We start from the raw sequence: 23,062 nt of genomic DNA, 5'->3' as shown, positions 1-23,062 counted from the left end.
TGCCGGCCGCGGTTGCGCGCCGGATACTTTTCCATCAAAGCTAGAGCGGCAGGAACAAGCTGATTCCAGGGGACTCCTGCGGTGCATAAACAATAGGTGGCGCTCCGTAGGCATAGTCCTGATTGCCATAAGCGTGGCTGTTGCGATGATGATCGTCATGGTGATACGCCTGGCGTGGGGGGGCGGCATGGCCTTGGGCATGCTGCTGATCGCCATGGTGAGCCTCTTCCGCTTGCAGAGGCGTCGTTGTGACGAGGCAGGCGATCGCTAACGTGAGGCCAAGTGCGCTCAAAAGCCGTGCCCTCATCGCGCCCTTGTCAGGCGCGCGGGTGATTGAAGTTTTCATGGTGTATTCCTTGGTTCGGACCGGGACCCGCGCAGTAGTGCGCGGCGCCGGCTGCGTGGCGCGGCCCCGGGGTCATCCCTTCTTCGCCGCGTGATGGGTGTTGCTGCGGAAAATCAGATCGGCATTGTGCTTCTGCGTATCCGACATGCTGTTGTAAAGCGGCTCGAAGGCCGACGTGAGCTTCTTGACGCCGTCCGCGTGAGCATCGATAACCTGACCGTAGGTTCGGAGATCGTCGATCGCGCTCATGTTGTTGGCGTTAGCCATACGGGACTGCCTGAGCGAATCCATCGTGCTGGCGTTGTCGCGCATGACCTGCGCAACGGGTTGCCAGAGGGATTCCTGGTCAGCCGTGATCTGAAGCCTCGCATGAAGGTTGTTGATGCGGGTATCGACCGGGGCATGGGTTGCCACGGTCATGACATGTGCGCTTGCCGGAGTCTGCCCTGGCGTGGCGGCGCTTGTCGGCGTGGCGAGCGTCGCGATGGCTAGAAGCAGCGCTGCCGCGAGCACAGGCATGGGACGGCGTTGGAAAGGGGTGGTCGTGCGCTTCATGGTTTCTCTCCCAGGTAATTCGGTCAGGGATCGAATTGCCTGCAAAGTACCGATGCTGCGAGCGCACTGCGAACGAATTCGATTGAACAAATGACTTATGCCCCCATTCCCGATCGAGGTCTGTCCGATGGCGGACGTTTGCGTGCAAGGTAGCGGAACGCCGCTCGCGGCGTTCGTCAGGAATGTTACGCTTGAGCGGCGGGGAGACTACGTCACTCCTTTCCTCCGCCGTTGATCCCGCTTCCGCTGCGCCATACCTGCTTGCCCGGCTCGGAGAGCTTGCCGCAACAATGCGCGGCATCGGCCTGCGCCCCTTCAACCGCCGTCTCGCCGCCTGCCTGTTCCTGTGCGCTCGAACTCGTTGAAGAGCTTGAGCAACCGGGCCACGCGTTTGGTACCGTCGGGCAGGAGGGTCTGCTGCGCCTCCAATGCTGTGACGCGTTGCCGCCAGTACGGTAGCGACAGAGGATTGCCCCGCTCGAGCAACGGCAGAACGTATTCAAGGTGGGCCAGATCTTTGGCGAACTCATGCAGTGACATTTCTTTTCCTTTGGGAGGCCGGTCAATGCCTCCGCCACACGGTATGCCAACTCAGGTTCGGCGTCTGCACGTTACCGTACAAGGCGCGAAGTAGCGTCTACGCACCGCAGATAGCCGGCAGTTTGTACGCTGACGTACCGCTTCCGGAGTCGATCGGGCGTAGTGTCAGAGTCACTATCTGTAGAAGTGGAGGCCATGATGCTACGAAGAAAATTTCTATTCACGACACCCGGTTCGATCCTCGCGATCGGGCTTGCGGTGTCAGGTTGCACGACGACGAGTCCGTCCGACACCAGTAGCGCACAGATGGACAAGCGTCACAGCATCGACGCTGGCGTGGACTCGACCTTGGGGCGTCTCTACACCGCCGCAAAGGGATCGCGCGAGCTGGTTGCGAAGGCCCGTGGGGTGCTGGTGTTTCCGTCGGTCATCGATGCCGGCTTTGTCGTAGGCGGCCAGTATGGCGAGGGCTCGCTGCGGGTCGGCGGCCGTACCGTCGGGTACTACAGCACGGCAACGGGTTCGATCGGCTGGCAAGCGGGCGCGCAGTCAAAGGCGATCGTCTTTCTGTTCATGACTGAAGAATCGCTGACGAAATTCCGTAACAGCGAAGGCTGGTCGGCGGGCGGCGATGCGTCGGTGGCCTTGCTGAAAGTCGGTGCGAACGGCAACCTCGACACGAGTACCGCAACCGGTCAGGTGGACGCGTTTGTATTGACCAACACTGGACTCATGGCAGGGGTGACGCTCGATGGCACGAAGGTCAGCCGGCTGAAGACCCTGTAACGCGAGCTGGCCGGGACGCGCATGCGGCGCATGTCGCGTGTGCGCGAGGAGACAGTCATGCATATGCTCACAAGCGCCGGTCCGCTGGTTTCACTGATCGCCGGCATCCTGATTCTTGTGGTGCCACGTCTGTTGAACTACATCGTGGCGATCTATCTGATTGTGATTGGACTGCTGGGACTTTTCGGAAGCCACATTCACTGAACGCGCGTTTTCCACCTGGGAGACGACGCGGCGAACCGGGTGCCGGGAAGCAGAAACGGAGTATCGAACATGCTGCGCAACATAGAGTTTTTGCAAGGGTCCACCGTCAAGGCGAGCGACGGTGACGTCGGGACGGTCACGCAAGTTTACTTTGATGACGAAAAGTGGGGCGTTCGCTATCTGGTGGTTGAAACCGGCGACTGGCTCAGGGACCGGCAGGTGCTGATTTCCCCATATGCCGTTTCTCACTCGGATCCCGGATCAAGCGCGGTGCACGTGAAACTCACGCGGGAGCAGGTGCGCAACAGTCCGAATATCGACGCGCATAAGCCTGTGTCGCGCCAGCATGAGATCCAGTACCTGCGGTACTACGGCTATCCGACGTATTGGGGAGGAGCAAACGTGTGGGGAATGGGTGCCTATCCCGCCTTCGACGGGCCCGCTGCGACGGCAGCTCTGCCATTGGGCGCCTTTCCGGTTGTCGATCCGGACCCGGAGGCCGATGAGCCGCCGGCGGACACCCATCTGCGTAGCACCGAAGCGGTGAAGGGTTACCACATCGAAACGATCGACGGCACCATTGGTCACGTTTCCGGCTTCATTTTCGACGATGAGACCTGGGTCATACGCTACCTGACCGTCGATACGCGCAACTGGTGGCCCGGCGGCAAGGAAGTCCTGTTGGCGACGGAGTGGATCGAGCTGATCGACTGGTTCGGCTCAACCGTTTCCACGACGCTGACGCGCGATGCCATCAAGCACAGCCCGGCGTACGACGATGCGATTCCGGTCAATCGGGACTACGAATCGGCACTGTACGAGTTTTACGGCAGGGAAGGCTATTGGTCGAAGGAGAGGGCGGCTTTACCGAGTGAGCGAATGATCGCACCATGAGTACCGATGCCGGGGGTATCCGGCCTTCACGGGTCACGAGCCTTCACGAAAGGCCGTGACCTGTTGGTCTTGCCCCCGCTAGATGGCGCGCAGATCGGGCAACAGCCGGTCGAATTCGCGTCTCACGACGCCGTAGCATTCGCAGACACGCTTTTCCAGCCCGGGCCTATCCAGTACCTCGATATGACCATAGCTATAGCGGATCAACCCTGCGTCTTGCAGCTTCGTGGCCGCCTCGGTCACGCCGGGGCGGCGCACGCCGAGCATATTGGCGATCAGTTCCTGAGTCATCTTCAACTGGTTGGACGGCAATCTGTCAATGCTCAGGAGCAGCCAGCGGCACAACTGTTGATCGATCGAGTGGTGCCGGTTGCAGACGGCGGTTTGCGCCATCTGGGTGATCAGCGCCTGGGTGTAGCGAAGCAGCAGCCGTTGCACGGGGCCGGCGCGATGAAACTCCTCCTTCAGGACGCGTGCGTCCAGCCGGTAGGCGTGCCCTGCGCTTTGCACGACGGCGCGGCTGGGCGTGGTTTCTCCACCCATAAAGAGCGCGATACCGACGAGTCCTTCGTTACCGACAATCGCTATCTCGGCAGACGCGCCGTCTTCCATGACGTACAGCAGCGAGATGATGGCAGTGATGGGGAAATAGACGTGATCGAGGCGGTCGCCGGATTCGTAGACGACCTCTCCCAGCGGCATATCGACCGGCACGAGATGCGGTTCGATGCGCTTCCACTCTGCCTCCGGTAAGACCGATAGCAGGTGATTTTCTTTGGGATGATGCGATTTTGACATCGCCGCTCCTCGACATTCTGTTGAAAAACGGCGTCGTTTTAGAACGATTACGCTGAAAAATCGGCTGTTGAGGCCAGACTTCAACTGAAGTTCGACGTGAAGCTGGCTGAACGGAGTTGTTGTGCCTCTGCGGCACGGCCTCAAGGTAGTGCGATCTGGTGTCCCTTACCCTATTATAGGGCAGCGCTACCAGACGCTGCACTGAGGTAGCGAAACATCAGTTGGATCGGGCGTCCGCGCGCTTTGTGAAGTACGTGCTCGCCAAGAGCCGGCATGGAGTCCCCGGCCGTATGGATACAGCTAGCGGCGTGCGTCAAAGTCAGCGGTAGAGAGGAGGACGGCAGGCGCAGCGTGAATTTGCCGCAGGTCAGGAGAAACCGGTGACCGTGGTAGCTATTCTGGACGTCAGGAGCATTCTCCCTGACGGATATGACAAGGCCAGGACTTTGGTCGCTTATAGACGTTTCTTGAAACGCGCCTTCGCATCGCCGTAAGACGCCTGTGTCTTCCCGATGACCTGTTCGATGCGGCCCTTCAAGGTGATTGCCCGGTTGCCGATGGCTTTGCCAAAACCGGCGCGTAGCTTACCAGCGTGCTCTCTGACCCACCCCTCTATCTGATCGTTGTTCATCATCTGGCTCCCCGAGCGCTGTGTCTATATGGGTGGGCTCCGGCCAGCTACTTTCCATAATCAACGACTTGGCATAATCGGCCATAGCTGACGTTGGAGCGGACCCGGTTCTACGTCAGCTATGTGGCTTATCGCGACACAGCCCCCCAGGCTAACTACCCTGATAGATATCGCACGACAGGCCCACCACGCACGGTTGACCGTCTCGGGTTTTGCCGTAGCCATTTCGTCCGCCCGGTTGGGCTCCATAGTCCCACGTACTGCCGCCGTCCATCGGCATCGCCCGCTGCGATGGATTGATTGGCTGCTGACTGGATGAGTGGCTAGCGATGTCTGACGGTTGCGTTTCCTGAGAGTGGGCAGAGCCGGCCGCAGTGAGCAGGAATAGCACGATGGTTACGGCCGAGGGTTGCACTTTCATTTCTTCACCTTTTCGTCATCAACGGGTTGCATGGTTCGCGCGCCGTCAGATCTTTGTTAGCTCCCTCCGAAAAAAACGTTGCACTGCGGATCTATCCGGCACGGTCTGGCATTTTTTGCACCGCTTTGTACCCGTGTGTCGGGCGTACCGCCGTATGCTTCCATCCCCGCATTCGGGTCAGAGCTTTGTGTTGCGGCGTTTTCTTGTGGGGCGGATTGAGAGGCTTGCGGTGTGCCCTGCGAATGCGCAACGCCGGCCGCGACAAACAGCACAACAGCGGATGCGACTATCAGTGGCGATTTCATGTTGGTTCCTTTATCTACGTTGAGTTTTCCATTCGTGCGATTCGTTATTCGCGTTTCGCACGAGCCAAGGCTGGTTCAGCTCATCACGACGACTCACCGCTCCGGGTGCACTCGACGAATTCCCGCTCAGCGTTGCTGTCATATTCATTCTTGGTCAGGCGAAATGCCGTCGCCACGCACATGCGTAGCCGGTAGACAGCAATCGTCGGCGAAAGATGTAGGTACTGTGATCGTCCGATTCTGGTGACATGCCGGATACTCGCGTCCCGACGGCGCCTTCCTGAACCGTCCAGGTGCGGGGCGAGCGCATGTCACGTCGCTGATACATTTGTGTATCGAATGCGATCGATCGGAAGCAGGCTGGCTGAAGTCAGTGGGTTGGGTGCCCGCCGGCAGCCGGCAGGCTTCGGTCAAGCGCCGGATCCGTGACCGGCGGGACGCCGAGTTTGATCCCGCTATCCGCCAGCATGACGATGAGTTCCGTACGGCGCCGCAGATTGAAATGCGCAAGCAGATGACTGATGTATTTCCGTACCGTAATGTCCTCGAGCCCCATTCTCAGGGCAATGGCCTTGGACGGAAGTCCGCGCACCAGCCACACCAACGTTTCGAACTCTCTCGGTGTGAGTCCCAGCTCGGATGCATTGCTCGTTTCCGATTTAACGCGCGGCTGTCTATCCTCAGGTCGATTTGCCGGAGCCTTGTCAGTGTCCATATCACGACTGAGGCTGGCGATGCTGGAGGCTGGCAGGAACACGCCCCCGGCAAGCACCGCGCTTATCGCCGCACGAAGCGCTTCAGGCGGCGACGATTTGGGCACGTATCCCATGGCGCGAAGTTGGATGCATCGACTGATGGTTTCCACTCGTTCATCGGCCGATATCACGATCACCGGTAACGACGGTCGCGACTCCTTCAATTCGGCAAGCGCGTTGCTACCGTTGCCATCGGGCAGGTCGAGATCGAGAAAAACGATGTTCAGGAGCTCGCCAAGCGCATGATTTACCCCCTGCGACAATGTGCTCGCGTGCAGCAACTCGATGTTCGGAAAGAGCTCCGTCAGTAGAAGCGCCAATCCGGCCCTGAACAGTTCATGGTCGTCGACGATCAGTACGCGCATTCCATCGTCTCCTGGAACTGTTTTCGAGCCGAGCTGCGATTGCACATCGGAGGGTGGCTAAACCGGTCGTGATCGTCCGATGTATTCAGGTCTGATAGTACACAGTGGCGACTGATATATTTGGCGTCGCCTGCAAAGTGGCGGTTTTCGCCCATCATTAGACGAATCAAGCGTACCAGGCGTAGCAAAAGGACCACCGCGCTCGGGACGCTTGCAGTCACTGATCGTTGGCGAGATCGAGTTTCATCTTCCGCTGAGCGCTCACGTACCGGCTGATCTCCGCCAGCAGGTCTTTGGGGGCAGAGGACTTGCGCAATAGCACGAACGGTTCGGGGAAGTCGCGAAGGACCTGATCGGACAGCAGTTCGCCGGTGATAAATGCGACGGGGATAACGCCCGCCCACGCGAAATGACGCCTGATCTGATCAGCAACCTCCTTGCCGGTGGCTCCGTCGCGCAGACGGATATCGGCGACGATGAGATCGGGAATGCGGCTGTCATCGGCAAGGATGGCTTCGAATCCAGTCATCGATTCGGCGGCGTACACGAGCGCGCCCGCGCTTGAGAAAAGACGCCTCAGGCCTTCGAGGACGGTAGGTTCATCGTCGCACAGGAGCATGAACGTGCCAGTGAGATCGGGCGTGTAGACGTCGCCATTCTGAGCATTTGTCCCGACGCACGGGGTTGATGCCGAAACCGTCGCGTAAAGGGAAAAGCGCGACCCGCGCCCTTCCACGGAGGCGAAACTCATGCTGTGTCCAGGCAGAATATGGATCGCACGCTGCACAATCGACAGCCCCAGTCCCAGCCCTTTCGAGCGGTCGCGCCCCGGATTGTTGATCTGATAGTACTCGGAGAAGATCGCGTCCCGATGGGCGGGCGCGATGCCGATGCCGGTATCCCAGACATCGACGCGCAGCCGTTCATTCAGTTGCACCCAGCCAAGCACAACGCCACCCGATGACGTGTTCTTGATCGCGTTCGATACGAGATTCGACACGGACCGCTTGAAGAGCGATCGGTCGGTCTCGATGGACGGCGGGTACCTTCGCCGCCCCGCGATTCTTAGATCGATGCCACGCAATCGGGCCGTCTCCCGGTATTGCTCGAAGACCTCGGTCAACAGGCCGTGGGTATCGACCGGTACGAGATGGGGAACATACGAGCCCAGCTCACTGTAGTCCTGAATGTCCTTGAACATGTCGAGGATGTCTGACGCGGTCTCCTCGATGACATCGAGCTCGCGATCCACGGCGTATCCGTCCCTGATCCTCGTCCGGGCGCTTCGGATGAAAAGGTTGATCGCGGCGAGAGGCTGCTGGATGTCGTGATACGCCGACGAAAAGAATCGCTCTTTCTCCTTGACGAGCTCTTGCATGCGTCTGTTCTGCTCGTTGACCGCGCGCGACGCCGCTTCGACGCGCGCCTTGGCCGCGCGCAAGGTGCGCCGGTACATGAATTCGCGCCTCGCGGCGCGTTCCAGCGGGATGCTGAGCAGCACACCGACGATAGCCATCAACGGCACCATCGTGGCGTGCGCAGCCACCGACTCCATGCGCAGTTCGACACTCCCGCCGACGGGTTTGAAATAAAGCATGATCAGATAGCTGACGACGCATATCCCGATTAGCCAGGCCGCCGTGATGACCCGAAGCCGAAAGGCCATGAATATCACGAAAAGGCAAAGCATCAGCACCGGATAGACTTCCCGCCAGCCAAGGTCGCCCGGATAGAACTGCAGCATTCTCAGGGTGGTGAACCAGCAACTGATCGTCCAGACACTGAGCAGCCCGACGGCCCAACGCTCATCGAGTGCGCGTGGGGTCCAGAACAGCACGGGAATCGTCATGCCGATTGCTCCGGCGACTCGCAGGAGAATGAGCTCGTTGTGGTGCAGATGGGCGGGATCGAGTACGTTTAACCGGGGGAAGTCGCGGATGGAAAATACGATCCACAACGCGGTGAAGATTGCGATGGCGAGTCTGCGCTGTCCGGAGAACCGTCGCGCGTAGTCCCACCGGAACGCGCGCTCCTGAGCCGCCGAGCTGAACCTGCGCACCCTGAGGCCTGACGATCTCATGACGACGCTCGATCAGGAAATTCGCTGCCTGCGGATGGGGCAGCGTGGAATTCGAACAGGATAGCAGGGCGCGATCCAAAGTTATACCTACAAATGTAGTGGCCTGGATGCGCCTGGCAGAGCAGGAGCGGCTACATCTTTCCGGATTCGATCGATGTTGAACGTTTGAAGGTGTTTGGGTTTTTACGGCGCCTGCCCACATCTGCTTGTGGCGCTCGTCCATGCTTGTGGCTGAGGGCAGGCATTCTACAAATCTGAACGAATGAAGTCGGTCACGTTCTCGATGGTTAGTGCTGCGTCGGCGCCGGCTGTTGGGCAGCGTCTGCTTCTTCGTTTGTCGTGGGTTTGGCTGACGTTTGTTTGCCCGGGCTGGGCTTCGTGGATGCCGGTGTTTCCGTCGTCACTATTTGTGATGCCTCTGCGAGAAGGCGTGCTGCACGGCTCGCGGTGATGCGGCTCTGCGGGATGCCCTTCGCATCGAGCGCGATCACCTGGTATAGCTCACGGTCACACTCAAGCGCCTGCTGATATTGCTCTGCCGTGTCGACAAGCAATTCAAGCATGGTCTGTTGACGTCGTCTTTCGTCGCTCGTGATGGCAGGATTCCTACATATTGAGGACGCGAGTGTGATCAATGTGTTTAGTTGGCTCAACTGCCGGTTGCAGAGGTCGAAGGTGGAAAGCGCGAGCTTTTCGTACTGGATCGCGTCGACAGGCGGGCGTGAAGCGGGTTGGGATTGTTTTGTAGGTTTGCTGCTCATGGTGCGACCTCCCTGATACTTCTTGGATCGCCCGACACTCGCTTGCTTGGGGAAGTGGGTGAGCGGGCACGTGATGGGTTTGGAAGACCGGGTCAGAAACATGCCGGCGAGCCTCGCGGCTCCCCCACCACAGCCCGCCCATTGAAGACAACAGACGTGCAGGGGTAGACGCACCCCCGCCTGGGCGGAGGTGCGGTTTCTGACTTCAGGCTTCCACACCTGACCGCCGGGTGTTTCCCGATGGCTTGATGATTATAAATCAGGCCGGACAGGTAGTGTTCAACTGAGTGGGCTAAAAGATCCGGTTTGACCGATTGGACAAGGCGTGGACTGCCTTCGTTGACCTGTTACGGGACGGAGCCGTTGCTGCGACAGGTGCTTCCTCAGTTTAACGATGAACAGAACGGCGTTCTCATTTTCGTTTTAAATCGTCACTTTCATGATCGGTACTCCATATAAATCTATCAGCGCGAGCGTGATTGACGAGATGGACGCACTAGGTGTCAACATTGATGCACGTCAACCCCGCTGATAGTTTCTGACTTGTCTCGCATCTGGCCTCCTCAAACGAAGCTAGGCTTTCGGGAAGAGATTGTTCAACCCTGAGGGGGGGCATTGGTGGACTTTGACAATCTTCGTTTTATGGTTTTGGGTCCGTCCGTGATCTACGGCTGTGTCGATTGCGTCGGTCTCGGTCGACATAGGTCAGTTATCCGATGGAATACTGCCGGATTAATTCTGTTCTTTGGAACGACTATCTTCTAGCTGATATGCGTAAAGAGCGTTCATTTAAGTGTGGGAGAGTTGCCGCAACGACGATCTTAGCGATCACGCTTGCGGCCGTCACCGTTACAAGAGCACTCGGAGAAGATGCAGGTGTGACGCAGTGCGTCGGCCCGCTTTCTTTGCGACTTGCAGACGCAGCGCTAAACGCGCCACGCGTTGCCAACAGCGATGGCACGCTATACGGCCTGCAACGATGGCGACCAGGTACCAATCAAACGTATTTAGGCGTGGCGTTCCCAGGCTTGTTGTCGTGTGCATATACGGTCAGCGCAATCTTTGGCGCAGCGTGTCATCCGATTGGCGCGCTCGCTTCAGTGAGGCAAGTTGACGCCGCTCTATCTGGTTGGAAAAAAATCTCGAACCTCAACGAACTACAACCGGGAGACGTCATATTCTGGAGGCCAAGGAAAGCCAAAATCTTAGGTGTTTCCTGCCCCAATACTCATTGGCATGTCGGCATTTCTGTGGGTGGAGACCGAACGGTCGACAACGACTGGTGGTCGGGTCAACCACGGCTAAATAGGATCGCTAGACTCTGCTCAGACTTTGCATACGCCCGCCGACCTTTGCGTTAGGTTGTGTAAAAGTTCTATTGATAATCGAGCGTGTCATCGACTTTGGTGATCTTCCAGCCGTCGCCTTGCTTGCGCAGAAACACCAACACGCTGATCTTGTCTTTCGAGCCAAGTGTAACTGGAACAACCGCGACATCGCCGAGCATGATCGCCTGGTGTGTTGCGATGTTGTTAGACCAGTCGTGTTCGTCGTAGTCCTGCACCTTCGTGAAATAGTCGCTGTCGCCTGGCAGCCTGTTGTGGCGGTAGGCGCTCCGAAGTCTGTCGACCGTCACTTTGGTCACGCGGGCATAAATGCCCTTGTCCAGCAACGGGTAGGTATCTTTGGATTCCAACTTGATATACCAGGCGTAAAACGCCTTCGTGCTTGCGTCGGGAGCAGCGCTTTCCGCGAACGCCCCTTGCTGGAAAAGCAATCCGCCAGCCAACAGCAATACCGACACGGCGAGGGTCAATAGCTTCTTCATCTTTCGTCTCAGTTGTATCGATAAATTTTGTATGCCGGTTGCGATTGTCGATACGATGCACCCGGATAGAAGCCTTGCGAGCCTGGGTGCGTTTGCTTGAAATCAGATACCCATATGGAGCCGTCAAAAATCGCCAAGTGTCATGCAGGGTGCCCGTGGGCTGGCTGAATCACAACCACATCGCCTTTCTGCGGCTCTGCGGTCGATTGACGAAAGCCGACGGCCTCAAGAAGCGGGCCGTAGTCTTTGGCGTAGTGTGCGTGGTGCGAGGAGATTCCGCCCCATTCGATTGCTTTGCGCACGTACCTTGCACAGTTACCCGAGGACAGCACTCGACCCCCGGCCGTGGATCAGCCCGTCACAGATCAACGGCCGCTATCAGAGTGATTCGGTCGACCATGCTGTCTCGTAACCTCATTGGGCGACTACACGAAGCTAGAGCCAAGTCGCAATTGCTTCCACGCACCGTTCTACGCCATCTAAGCCCTCAGAGTATGCGCTGACAACACCCACGCCAAAAGTCTCCCACGTCTGCGGTCGCTCGAGCGATTCGACCTCCGAGGCGGCAGGTAACAGGAGGAGACACAGATCGGGGCGACGATCTTCCAGAAAAAGGGAGTCCCGATAAATGTGCGCCGATGCCATCGCGTCCAGCACATTGCTTCTCCCGCTGCGATACTTTGCGTCGAGAATCAGCATCCTATGTGCGCCACCGTTGGACGCCACGAGTACGATGTCAGGACGTCGCTCTCTGGAAACACTCCACGCTTTTCTCGTGCTGCTTATCCCGTCCGAACGAAATGTCGTCTGGAACAACAGCTCGAGTTCGTCACCGTTGGGCAGTCGCGCAGCCAAGGTCACTTCTGGAGACACATCGTTGAATCGCGACTTTCCCGGCTCCAGCCTGACGCCCAACCGCGATTCAAGTGCGTTCGCCAAAGCCACGTAACACCACGTCTCATATACGCCCCATGAAGGGCTGACATGTAGATGTTCTGCTGAAGATTGGCTTTCCACGCCAAGACGGAGTGCCTCGGTACCGGTGCGAAAGGCACGCGAATAGATGGGGCTCGCAGCGATCTGAGTAAGGCCGGCTGCGGTGATCTCGGGCTTGTCGACAGCCCGGAACGGATAGCGGTTCAGCAAACGTCCGACGTTAGCTTCCAGAGAACGAAGAATGGCCAGACGCCGGTTGCATCGCCCGAGCGCATCGGCATCGGAGAGCTCTCCGCGGTCGGACATGACCCATGATTCCAGCGCGATGACGGCCCGTCTGAATCGTTTGAGAAGCGCGCAGATAGCCCGGTTCGCCGCAGTATCGATTGTCTCGACAGGTACATGGGCATTCACCCGGATGGAATCGATACGCTCGTGTTCGGATAGCTGCCCTGTAGCCAACGCAACGATGCGTCTGTCGCGCAGTGCGGCCACGGGCAGCCGCTTTATCTGCACCAATGGCAGGAGTTGCCTTACCGGCTTGAGTTTCACATGAGGCATGCGTGTGATCGATTCCACGCAAGTCAGAAAAGCGCTGCCGTGCCGCTTCACGCGCTCCCAACGAACCAGGCCGTCGAATTTGCCGCTCATCCCGGCGTTGCCGAATCCCAGACATGCGGAAGCCTGCCCCAGAAGGAGCCGCTGATCGAATCGCCGGATGGCGTCGATCATAGACGCGAACTGAGCGGTTTGGAGTTTGCGGTTTGCCGGCACGACTTCGAGATAAAACGAAGTTTCCGTTCCGTTTTGGTCGACAGAAATGACTTCGACGCGCCCGGCAAAGAAACCAGACGTCCAGGCGAAGTGTCCATCGTGCGCTTCCGTCAACGGAACATCGTCCACATACAAGCGTGTTCCGCCGTCGACCTTGAGAAGGTAGGAGGCGTCTTCCCTGAGACCGGAAATCAGCCCTCCCTGCCCGGTCCGGCCCAACTCTTCCTGAGCTAGGCCGATGGCATGGATGACGAGGTGCTGCCGCGGACCCACGTTATCGCCAGAACCGGGTTGAGCCGGCTTCGCTCAGGTCACGCAGCATGTCCTGCACCTTACTGGCGCATCTGGCCAAGCCATACTCCTGGCAGATGGCCTGAGCCTGAGACATTGCTCTCGCTAGGCGGTCGGAATGTTCACCGCGCAACTTCGGTAACACTTTTGCATACACGACATCATCCAAAGCCTTGTTGGATTCGACGCCCAACCCTTGCGTGAATACAAGGTAATTAACGACATCATCGATCGTGCGCAATCCGAAGTGCAGGCGCACAGGTTCGAGCGCCTCCATCAGCTTTCCGAGGACATCTTTGACTTTATTTCGAACCTCTTCGGCTACGAGGTTTGACCACTTAGGGTAGCTCTCGGGGTCGATCTTCCAGAATTCCAGCGTGTATGCGCGGTCAAGGACCTTGTCGGACAGACCATGAGTCGTCTCGTCCATGTTGACAGTACCGATGATGGCAAGATTCGCGGGATATCGAATCTGACTCGGCACGCCAACGACATCTTCATCCATCTGATGGAGGTCGATCACGCCCTGAGTTTCCATGGCGGACAGGATCGGCGCCAGATATTGTTCAGGATGAGACAGATTCATCTCGTCGAGAACCGCGACATACGGACTCGTCGGGTTCTCCGCTGCTCTCAGGAGAAGCTCCAGGAATGGCGTCCCATCATAGATATTCTGTGAGAGCATGTTCATCTGTCCAAGCAGGGGGCCCGTATCGAACCAGCCTGGCTGGACTGGAACCACTTTCACGCTTTCCTGTCCGGCTCGCTGCGGCCCGCACAGGGCCAGCGCGTAGTTGAGCGCGAGCTGAGTTTTACCCGAACCCGACAAGCCGGCCATCACTGCAAAGTGACGCACCGGATGAAACCACAGGCCGCCGTGCAACTGCTCGATGAGACCTCTGTCCCACCTGAAGTTGCCGGCTGCGGCTTCGGCAAGACGCGATTGTAGCGTCGCCCAATCAGGTAGGGTGAGCTTCGCATCCACTTCCTCCTGAATCTCGATCACCGTCTCGGCCACCTTGGGAAGTGTCGGCGGGTCCCATGTGATGAGATCGTTCCATTGTCGGCCCGCATCTGTCAGGGTGTAGCCGTTTGCTGGCTCGTACGAGATGACCTGCAGGCTCATCAGCCAGCTCAGCAACGCTGACGGCGCGAATCCTGTCGTCCAGCCGGGATTCACTCTCTGCAGTATCGCGACGAGCTCGGCTTTGGATTTGGGGCCTGCTGCCAAAGTCCGAATGACGTAGTCGACACCCAGAACCTTCGTCAGAAGCTGGTCAGCCAGTTCTTGAGGGTCCTGAGAATCGAGAACATTGACGCCGCGAGCGGAAAGCTGATACACGGAGCCATTGCGCTTGCAGAGGTCGAACTCTCGCATGACGACGTTGACGACCGTTCGGATGCTGCTGTCCACCAGCGTCGGATTCGACTCGCGAATGAGGTCGCGGAAATCCTCCTCGCTCAGACCATCGCCACTCAGCGCAGGCAGGTATCCCAAGAGCGTCTGGAAGTAGCCCTTGATGGCAGTGAGTCCCTTGCGGCGCAGAAGCGCTGGCATAGGAACGAGGCCGCCTCCGCGAACGGACTCGGACTGCGCAACGACTGCTTCCTTGTCATCGCTGATACGCTCGTAGAGAAACCACGACAGGCACATCTGCTTCACACTGTCCATCGTTCCCGGTTCGGCCGGGCCAACGACGTCTCTGATCATCCTGCGGATAGCCATATGCATGTGAACGGCATGGGCTCGCCCTTTGCCACCCAGTGCGCGGTAAAGCTCCGTGAGCTTCCCTTCGTCTGCCACCGTGGTAAAAAAGTCCGGAAACAGTGCGGACAGCGCCCGGTTGATCTTGAGCAGCGGCCGCTTTCCGCACAACTTGCGAAATCTGACTGCAAGCTCGTCGTGCAATTCGGTAAGCCGCGCCGCTGCCTCGTTCGGGTCGGGTGGAAGAGGCCTGGATGCATTCTCGGAGAACCAGGCCACGAATTCTTCGTCATCGATGGCCGGCCCCACTCTGATGGTACACATGCCTGTTGCCGACACGTTCTCGGAATCGAATAACGTCTTCAGGAAATCTTTGTCCCGGAGCTGGGCAGCGGACGCGCCGCGCGTAGCAATCAAATGGCGTTGCAACCTCGGAAGCCAGGTTTCGACAGCCCACTTCGGCGGCGTCTCATACAGGGACTCAATATCTGCCCGGAAGGCAGTTTCATCGGGCAATTTCCCCGTCACTTTCGGCTCCGCCGCACCAGGTGGATTCTTTACACCAGGATTGTTCTCGAAGAGAGCCAGCTCCGCATCGACGAAGCTCAGGAACTCCGCAACGGTGCCGTCGAATTCACGCAGAACGTCTGTCCCGGCCAAAGAAGAAGAGATGGAGAGTTTTACCGTCACCGGCCCTCCGTCAGCGGTCCGGCTCACGCGCAACAGACGTTTTGCCGGTTCTATACCGTTCGATAACCAGATCGAACACCCGTCGCTTCGCGGCTCCACCTTCAGTTCCGGCCGCTGTGATTGGACACCGGCAATAATCTCGTCGAAGATCATGACTTCCCCTTTCGTTTTGTCTGTACGCTAGTTCCGGCCCATATGAAGGTCGGGCGATCCGGAGCCGGACTTTGCAACTTTGTCGAGATTGTACTTGTCGAAGCGTCATCAACTGTGCGATCTACCAATGAGCAGTGTAGGTAGTCGCAGGTGCCCGATCGCGATTCAACGATACGTTTAATACTCGACGGCCTTCGTAGTTCAGCCATCCCGCGGAGCCGCCAACCGAATGACCGCTGCCCGTCAAAAATCTGTCGGATAACCTACATACACATTTCGGCCTTTGCGGACGGCGGCTAATCAGGAGCGTGCGTCCGTTCCAGGTCGCCTTGCCGACATTCGCGGCCCGGTGTCGGCGAATTTAGCTTTCGTCATTGGCGAGTGAGTCTTCTCGACCCACAAGAGCCCTCCAAGGACCCCGAAAGCGGACTTCCATCATGTGTATTCGGGCGTAGCACCGTACCGATAGCAAACAAAGTTGCCGCTGTGCTAAACCGCGCAATTACACGTCAGACGTCGAGGCTCGTCGTCCCATCACGAAGCCCAATATGGCGATTACGAAACAGAACGCGGCGAAGCGTGCCGTCGATATCACGCCGTGTGTAACGTTCTCTTCTGCTCGCTCCTGTGTAAGTTTGTAGACTTCCCCGCCGTTCGAAGTTAAGCGGACAGGTTGAGCGCCACAAAACTCCACGTGCAAGACAGAGCCGGGCGACAGACCTTCCAGAATCTCCACTGGGAGCGGGCCGTGAGCATGTGCGCCTTGCGCCGCTAACAGAAACGAATTGCCTTCGTTGACCAGGAAAGCTCTCACTCCGCCGAATCCATCACGGACATACAGCGTCCCATCCCGGCTAACCACATGGCATGGCAGGCCAACAGGTTTTTCCTGCCATAAACCGGTCGTGATTGAAAGCGCAGTCACGCCGCCCAATATCCCGAACAGGCACAAAATTATCCCCAGTATTTTCATCGTCGCGATCTTATGTGTGGTTCCGTCTGTCCCAGCCGATGCCGTCGCGCCAAGTTCAGTGCGCGATTCGCGGGCCATTGTCTGCGATTTAGCCTGGGCTGTCGATTGACCGCATATGGACGGTGCCACCCAATTCCACGTTATTAGAGCGGCGACGGATGCCCAAATATCTAATGACAGAAATGGGCGGTCGACCACTTTAGCAACAGGCTACCTGCAGCCACCCCTCCTATCAGAAGCAATGCGCGGTTTCGTGACATCGTCGGCCGAAGCGCTGTCCCCTTGTCTGCAAAAGCGTAGAAGTATTGAAATATTGTCCCAAGCATCGCGAAAGCAGTCGCCAATGCATAAACGACGAGCACGGCACCAATGCTAGACCCAAGCGAGGCACGCATATTCAAGGGTGAATTGTTGCAGGTGAAAACTGGGATGCCTGCGAAAAGCATCACGGTGAGTAATGCTGAGATGACAAATGAGAGTCGATTTTTCAAGCCAAGCCCCTAGACCGAACTTTTTGTGAGCAAAATCTTAGCCCTGATACGCTCGCTCCCGCCGCCGTGTCTGTAGCCTCAATCTCGAATCGTCGAACGGCATTTTGCCGTTTGTGGCAATTGTCAGCGATTTACCCGGCGCGGTCGAGCGTCCGAACATGGCCGATAGCGCCTGTACGATGAAGGTGCCTCCGAGAGGCCATCGGAATTCTCAATGGCAGCTTTCCGGCGGTTTGTACGACCGCGTACGGCTGTCTAGGGGCGTTCGATGGCTGCCATGGTCCACAGGAATGTGAATGGGCCACCGCGCTTCGCTGGCAGGCGTCGAACAACCCTAAACGAAAGGGGGCGGTGTCGCTCGACGCGCGAATGCGGCCGCAGAAAAAAGTGCCTTCCTACGGCCGCAGCTTGTTGTTAGATCTCGGTTTGCTCGGAGATCTCGAGCGCGTCATCAACCTCTATGCCAAGGTACCGAACGGTGCTTTCAAGTTTGCTATGGCCAAGCAGCAGTTGAGCGGCTCTGAGGTTCTTCGTCCGCTTATAAATCAAGGTAGCCTTCGTCCGGCGCATCGTGTGTGTTCCGTAGACTTTCGGATCAAGGCCGATCGCGGCGACCCACTGATGTACCATTCGGGCGTATTGTCGTGTTGAGATGTGCGGCGACCGAGAAAGACGGCTCGGAAAGAGATACGCATCGGACCTTAGCTTGGCCGTCTCGATCCATGCTGCGACCGCAGTACGAGCGGGCTCTGTAACTTCGAACTGCACGGGTCGTTTGGTCTTTCGCTGCATAACCATCGCGCGCGGCAGTATCTGATTGCCGTGAGTTACGTCGTGAACGTGCAGGTTGACGAGATCGCACCCGCGCAGCTTGCTGTCGATCGCAAGATTGAACAAAGCCAAATCGAGGATCGCGTGCGCATTCTGAAGGTGAATTCGGATCGCCCAGACATCTTTCGGCTTCAGCGGCGGTTTCTGACCGATCAACTTGCCTTTATTCCAGGGCTCACGACTTTGATTGCTTCCCATGACAGACTCCCATTGAGTTGATGGGAGCTACATTGTCATCCACTATTTTGTTCGCCACGTCCGTCCAAGCAGTATTGGTATCTGAATCGAACTATCCTGACGGCGGTCGATGTGAGTTCGGTGGCTGTTGCAGTTCGCCTCCATGGCGGAGGATGAACGGCCCGGGTGCGCAAAGCCTGAACGAGTACAGCCGGCCATGAGCGGTCACCTAAGCTGCAACGAGCAGTGACACTCAAGCGTCCGTTTATTCGACTGAAGCTGCCATTGATTTTTAGGTCTGTCGTTGCCGCACAATCCGGCTGGCGACAAAAAACCAAGATGTCCAAATAAGGGCTCACGGTCTTCCGCGTACCAAGTTTCGCTATACCGCTCTTCTGTCATTCACCAGAGACTAACGCGGTTCTTACTGCGTCGAGACCGGATCGCTACCGACATCTTGCTTCCCCGGAGTGCTATCCGGACCGAACTGTGTGCCAACGCACACATCAGCGGCGAAAACCACGGTTAGTATGACAAACCGAGGTTGGATTGGCATTCTCTCCGGGGGAGACGCCATGAAACGGCTTTTGACGCTGCTCCTGCTTCTGGCCATGGTGCAATACGTGCGGGCCGCACCTCCCCCTTGCTCACCACAAGCCGCACGTCAGTGCAATCTCGCCTGGTCTTCGGGATGTCTAGCCCCAAACGACAACGAAGTATGCAGCAATGTCGACCTGAAAATACCACTTGGTGCCATCCAGAAGGTGCCTGGTCAAAATGCCCCCCAACCCGCTGCACCGGATGTGTCCGGCATACTTGAAAAGCTCGGCGAAGATCCGCTTAATGAAACCGCACAAGCTCAAGCTCGGGCAAAGATCGCTGGCTGCAAAGAGGCCAAGAATGTCGAGTCCATGTACACATGCTCGGGGTTCTTCGTACCTCCACAAGTCAGACTGAATTGCCTGAATACCGGCCCATGCCAGCCCTTGGCCTGGAAGGAAGTGCCAAGTGGTAACCGGAATTGGTGGTCCTGGCAGGTTTATTCGGACGTCGGCGATGTCAGGGTGGCCGCTTATTCGCTCCCATGGATCACCACGCCGTCCGTGGCGCATTCGTGCGCGCTGAGGAACACCCGAGGAGGCAAGCTGCAGGAGGCCGCATTTGCTCTGTGTATGGCTCAGCAGATGGGAGGCCAACAAGCGCAGATTGCGCTGCGTTGCTACAAGAGTTGGGCTAATTCGCCGAGTGGCTATTCCGCCTGTCTGTCAGGGGTGAATTTGAGCCAAGCTCAGAAAGTGGAGATCGATTGTGTGGTCAACATGTCCACTATCGATAGCAACTGCGCGCGCGTTTTCAAGATTCCGGCAGCTCAAATCAGCAAATGCGCTTCACTTGGGAAGCAGGATCAGATCAATTGTCTTCTGGCAAATCCAAAATCGTTGTCGATTACCGGGGATTGTGCTCTGCGCGCCGCAGGCGATTCATCTCTGCTCGCTGCGTGCCTGAAAGGAGTTCCGATGCTGAACTCCTCCCCGACATTGCAGAACATCACCACTTGCGTTGCGAAAGTGTCTGGCAACAAAGAGGCTTCCGCGCAGGACCAACAGAAAGCACTACTAGGCTGCGCCGATGCAACGAAGCAGGCAACGGGCCTGATAGATGACTTCAAAAAGACTCAAGCGCTGACCGATTGCTTATCCAGCAGCCAGTCCGACGCCGACCGATTGGCCTGTTTCCAGAAGTCGACCATTGCGCTCCCAGATCAGGTAAAAATGGTCAGCTGCATCTCGGCTGCGGCGAATGCAATTGACCTTGCAGCTTGCGCCGGGATTCGCGACGCGCAGAAGGTAAAGCTTGCAAGTCAATGCATAGAACAGGCAAATGGCGACTATTCCACGGAGGCACTTTGCGTAAGCGTATTGGCGAAACTCCCGGAACGTCAGGCTCGACTGGTATCCTGCGCGGCAACTTCGGACGGGTATGCAACCGCCGCAGCGTGTATGGCAGCGCCATACATGAGCCAGGACATGGCGCGCGCGGTCAAATGCGCGACAGAGTCGGGAGGAAGTCCGGCGGGTACCGCAGTATGCCTAGCCGCGCCCTCTATGAATGCTGAACTCCGGATAGCGGCGGAATGCGCCGTCTCTAGCGGAGGCGTTCCGATTACGTTTGTCGTATGCGCGGGTGGCCGTCTAGTGATGAAAGAATTACAACAATGCATCGCCGGCGGATTCAAATCATCGAATGGATGCTTCGGGGATAACAACGAGATCGTCAAGTCTTTCACTAGCCAGGAGAAACTGCTTCGGGGCGTGTTGAGGACTGTTGGTCTCGAGAATAGTTACGACAACGTTCTGCATGACCTTAAAACGGGAACCTTGGGAAAAAATAACGATGCCCGCAAAGTCTTTGAGGTGGTGAATATTATTTCCATACAGAAGCCGGCGGCGGCAGCTGCTGCATTGGCTACCACAGCATTTGCAAGCGGTCGGACGGTAGCTAAAGGGGTTAAGGACCTGGCCGATCAGGTAGGCGGGGTCCAGAACCAGATTCAGGCTTTGGCCGTCGCAGCGCTTCCCCCGGTGCCCGGAAATATCGGTGGCTTGCGAACTGACATACCGGGGGGTGGATCCGTGGCTGTTGGTCCGACGCACGTGAGCGCGAGCCTGGGTAACAACAGCGTCGACGTGGGACCAACGAGCGGCCAAGTGAAAATAGCAGGAGTGAAGATTCGAGTCAGTCTCTAGTCTCCCCTTGATTCCAGGGGAGAAGCTGGACGCCCGGTCGGCGCGAGGTTATGAATAGCGCCCATGGATATTTTTGTTTCGCGATCCAAAATATTGGGAGAACGCCCGATGCCCGTTGCTAACTTTACGCTTGTGAACAAAAATTTTCCGGGTTCCTCTGATAACCCGCCCCACGTCAAGATCGTGGACCTGGCAACGGGTGGACCGATATTCGACGATCCTTTGCCGTTGGATATCCCGATACAAAAGACTGTCGTGGCCAACGATTCTGGCGAAGGCAATGTCAGGATCTGGCGAGACCAGCAGGATCCTTACGATCTAGCCGTTGATGACGATCACGAATACTCCCTGTCCTAATTTTCAACTCTGTCGTAAATGTTCCATCGATCTCAGTGGCGGGCTGAATACGCGTGTCGCGCTTTCAAAACCGTCTCCGTGACGGTCAACTAATCGGCGAAGCGACTCGCTATGAAAGCCGACGTCTCGGGGAGCGTATTGACTGCCCTCAGGGAAATGACCGTTGCTCTTCGAGAGCTGCCACTGAACCCCATGGCAACTTGAGCGACGATAGTGGGTCGACCTGGGCCGCTCGTCATCGGACCGGGTTCGGCCAACAAGCGTCATTCGCCCGTTGCGTCGCTCTGACGTTCAGACGTCGGTTACGCCCCAGTAAACGGCCATTCGATTGGCGAAGACCAATGTTGCTTGATTGACCTAAACGGACTTTCTCACCCTGACGGATCGGCACTCCACGAACGCCCGCGCAACGACGCCCCCGACTTGCCTATTTGCGTGCCTCACGATTTGCGGTCGTTCGGCAAGTTAATGTGTGTGGTGACCATAGGGTATACGGCGCCGCGATTGAGACGTAGCTCGTACGGACGAGAGGCGACTGGCGTAAATGCCTGCCGTGCGCCGAGTGGTTCATAGAGGCGCCGGTCCATCACGGGCACCATACTCAGGACATGGTGGGAAACGCCGTCTGGAGTGCGAGTGACCCTGGTTTCGGCCCCGGCCGTGCAATGCCCGTATCGGAATAGAAGCTGGCGTACCGAATCGTCGATCGAGCAAGCAAATAGCCGGTCACTGGACATGATTATGGTCCGTCGATTGATCTCGTCGAATTCCGCAGGCGTCGCTTCGCGGGCACGTTGCCCTTTGGCTCGTCCGTTGTTGGATAGGACGAGTGCCAGTTCGCTCGACAGAGGCAGCGTTGTCACTGTATCGGGATCGGCTAGACCGCCTCGTGGGTCCGATTCTTCGGGGCGGGCATCGGCGTTGAACTGGGCTACAGGCTGGTCGCCAGTTATGAACTGCTTTCCCGTGGGAGCGCGCAGCAATTCGGCTTGGCAACGTCCGATTATCCGGAGTATGTCGTCGTCGAACGCGAGCGCAAACATATGCTGCATGACATGCCAGTTGCCGACGTCGATTCTGAGCTTCTCGAAAGACAGCGCTTCCTGCACCTCTAGCGGCTTCGGAGGGAGTCCGCCGTGCTTCTCTAGCAAGAGGCCGACCGAACGAACATTCTCCCGGATGGAGTCTTCGACCATATCTTTCGTTGCCGGTACCCGCGCCATGAGCATCGAAGTGAGGCGGTCCATAGACGCACGAGTGCCACGCGTGAATGCTTCGTCCTTCAAGACGCTGTCGAGCGCCGGCGCGATCAGGCCTTCTACCTTCGAGATAAACTTTTCGAGCGCTTCGGGATCCGCACAGCCGTTGAAGTCCAGCTTGTGAAAGTCGCGTATCGCGGCCGTGTCCAGGATGCTTGCGCCGAATGACTTACCGGTGCACTTCTCGATCTGGTAAAGATGCGTTCCCTTCTCAGAGAAGCCCCGGAGATAGAACTGCGGCAGATAATGATGCTTCCGTGGTCTGGGCTTTTTCACGACGTATCGCGCTCCATTTTCGGGATTTGCGTCGAGGTTAGGGAACAGGTAAGGGCGCCGCCACAAGTTTATGCGATTTCTTAACGCTCTAATTATCGGTTTTCGCTTATGATTTCCCGAAAAACTCGGGGGC

At 57.5% G+C, this 23,062-nt stretch carries 20 protein-coding genes; 5 read left to right on the top strand and 15 right to left on the bottom strand.

From position 1 onward, the window contains the following. Positions 1-40 precede the first annotated feature (40 nt). From KHO31_RS35985 to KHO31_RS35975, 3 genes are all read right to left on the bottom strand, one after another. Positions 41-346 (bottom strand): hypothetical protein, encoded by a 306-nt coding sequence (locus tag KHO31_RS35985; RefSeq protein WP_201086479.1) that lies wholly within the window; start codon positions 344-346, stop codon positions 41-43. A 72-nt stretch (positions 347-418) separates the two neighbouring features. Continuing rightward, positions 419-901 (bottom strand): Spy/CpxP family protein refolding chaperone, encoded by a 483-nt coding sequence (locus tag KHO31_RS35980; protein ID WP_236071682.1) that lies wholly within the window; start codon positions 899-901, stop codon positions 419-421. A gap of 315 nt (positions 902-1,216) precedes the next feature. Continuing rightward, positions 1,217-1,441 (bottom strand): hypothetical protein, encoded by a 225-nt coding sequence (locus tag KHO31_RS35975; protein ID WP_201082796.1) that lies wholly within the window; start codon positions 1,439-1,441, stop codon positions 1,217-1,219. Positions 1,442-1,639: 198 nt separating this feature from the next. On the opposite strand from KHO31_RS35975, the gene KHO31_RS35970 reads away from it, so the two are divergent. The 3 genes from KHO31_RS35970 to KHO31_RS35960 all read left to right on the top strand — a co-directional run bounded on the left by KHO31_RS35970 (position 1,640) and on the right by KHO31_RS35960 (position 3,325). Then, on the top strand, positions 1,640-2,227 hold the full coding sequence (locus tag KHO31_RS35970; RefSeq protein ID WP_201082809.1) for a BPSL1445 family SYLF domain-containing lipoprotein: 588 nt from the start codon (positions 1,640-1,642) through the stop codon (positions 2,225-2,227). A gap of 57 nt (positions 2,228-2,284) precedes the next feature. Beyond that, positions 2,285-2,431 (top strand): DUF3096 domain-containing protein, encoded by a 147-nt coding sequence (locus KHO31_RS35965; protein WP_074288095.1) that lies wholly within the window; start codon positions 2,285-2,287, stop codon positions 2,429-2,431. 69 nt (positions 2,432-2,500) lie between these two features. Then, positions 2,501-3,325 carry a PRC-barrel domain-containing protein gene (locus KHO31_RS35960; protein ID WP_201082794.1) on the top strand — a complete coding sequence of 275 codons (825 nt, stop codon included), beginning with the start codon at positions 2,501-2,503 and terminating at the stop codon, positions 3,323-3,325. A gap of 78 nt (positions 3,326-3,403) precedes the next feature. Here KHO31_RS35960 and KHO31_RS35955 read toward each other — a convergent pair whose 3' ends face one another. The 11 genes from KHO31_RS35955 to KHO31_RS35905 form a co-directional block, all read right to left on the bottom strand. Next, positions 3,404-4,123: a Crp/Fnr family transcriptional regulator gene (locus KHO31_RS35955; RefSeq protein ID WP_201082807.1), complete on the bottom strand. Its 720-nt coding sequence runs from the start codon at positions 4,121-4,123 to the stop codon at positions 3,404-3,406. A gap of 454 nt (positions 4,124-4,577) precedes the next feature. Then, entirely contained in the window at positions 4,578-4,757 is a 180-nt protein-coding gene (locus tag KHO31_RS35950) for a CsbD family protein (RefSeq protein WP_321207330.1), read from the bottom strand. 148 nt (positions 4,758-4,905) lie between these two features. Then, on the bottom strand, positions 4,906-5,175 hold the full coding sequence (locus KHO31_RS35945; protein ID WP_201082792.1) for a hypothetical protein: 270 nt from the start codon (positions 5,173-5,175) through the stop codon (positions 4,906-4,908). 675 nt (positions 5,176-5,850) lie between these two features. Beyond that, positions 5,851-6,600, bottom strand: coding sequence for a response regulator transcription factor (locus KHO31_RS35940; protein ID WP_211625668.1), 750 nt, complete (start codon positions 6,598-6,600; stop codon positions 5,851-5,853). Positions 6,601-6,817: 217 nt separating this feature from the next. Next, a complete protein-coding gene (locus KHO31_RS35935) occupies positions 6,818-8,680 on the bottom strand; it encodes a hybrid sensor histidine kinase/response regulator (protein ID WP_211625666.1) in 1,863 nt (620 codons plus the stop codon). A gap of 287 nt (positions 8,681-8,967) precedes the next feature. Continuing rightward, a complete protein-coding gene (locus tag KHO31_RS35930; RefSeq protein ID WP_211621275.1) occupies positions 8,968-9,441 on the bottom strand; it encodes a hypothetical protein in 474 nt (157 codons plus the stop codon). A 1,375-nt stretch (positions 9,442-10,816) separates the two neighbouring features. Beyond that, entirely contained in the window at positions 10,817-11,269 is a 453-nt protein-coding gene (locus KHO31_RS35925) for a DUF3828 domain-containing protein (protein ID WP_201139308.1), read from the bottom strand. Positions 11,270-11,704: 435 nt separating this feature from the next. After that, positions 11,705-13,252: a nuclease domain-containing protein gene (locus KHO31_RS35920; RefSeq protein WP_201082781.1), complete on the bottom strand. Its 1,548-nt coding sequence runs from the start codon at positions 13,250-13,252 to the stop codon at positions 11,705-11,707. A gap of 1 nt (position 13,253) precedes the next feature. Next, a complete protein-coding gene (locus KHO31_RS35915; RefSeq protein ID WP_211625664.1) occupies positions 13,254-15,818 on the bottom strand; it encodes an McrB family protein in 2,565 nt (854 codons plus the stop codon). A 502-nt stretch (positions 15,819-16,320) separates the two neighbouring features. Continuing rightward, complete coding sequence (locus KHO31_RS35910) at positions 16,321-16,869, bottom strand: hypothetical protein (protein ID WP_211625662.1); 549 nt, start codon at positions 16,867-16,869, stop codon at positions 16,321-16,323. 827 nt (positions 16,870-17,696) lie between these two features. Beyond that, a complete protein-coding gene (locus tag KHO31_RS35905; RefSeq protein ID WP_201082746.1) occupies positions 17,697-18,311 on the bottom strand; it encodes a tyrosine-type recombinase/integrase in 615 nt (204 codons plus the stop codon). A gap of 554 nt (positions 18,312-18,865) precedes the next feature. Between KHO31_RS35905 and KHO31_RS35900 the strand changes: the two genes are divergently transcribed. Then, the gene (locus KHO31_RS35900) at positions 18,866-21,037 is read left to right on the top strand and encodes a hypothetical protein (RefSeq protein WP_211621273.1); all 2,172 of its coding nucleotides are present in this window, start codon (positions 18,866-18,868) and stop codon (positions 21,035-21,037) included. A 63-nt stretch (positions 21,038-21,100) separates the two neighbouring features. Continuing rightward, on the top strand, positions 21,101-21,394 hold the full coding sequence (locus KHO31_RS35895; protein WP_201082744.1) for a hypothetical protein: 294 nt from the start codon (positions 21,101-21,103) through the stop codon (positions 21,392-21,394). Positions 21,395-21,834: 440 nt separating this feature from the next. Here KHO31_RS35895 and KHO31_RS35890 read toward each other — a convergent pair whose 3' ends face one another. After that, on the bottom strand, positions 21,835-22,929 hold the full coding sequence (locus KHO31_RS35890; protein ID WP_211621271.1) for a DUF4238 domain-containing protein: 1,095 nt from the start codon (positions 22,927-22,929) through the stop codon (positions 21,835-21,837). Positions 22,930-23,062 lie beyond the last annotated feature (133 nt).

It is taken from the genome of Paraburkholderia domus (genome assembly GCF_905220705.1).
In the GTDB taxonomy this organism is placed as follows: domain Bacteria; phylum Pseudomonadota; class Gammaproteobacteria; order Burkholderiales; family Burkholderiaceae; genus Paraburkholderia; species Paraburkholderia domus.
The sequence above is the reverse complement of the archived record's forward strand: the minus strand, read 5'-3'. Positions and strand labels throughout refer to the sequence as shown.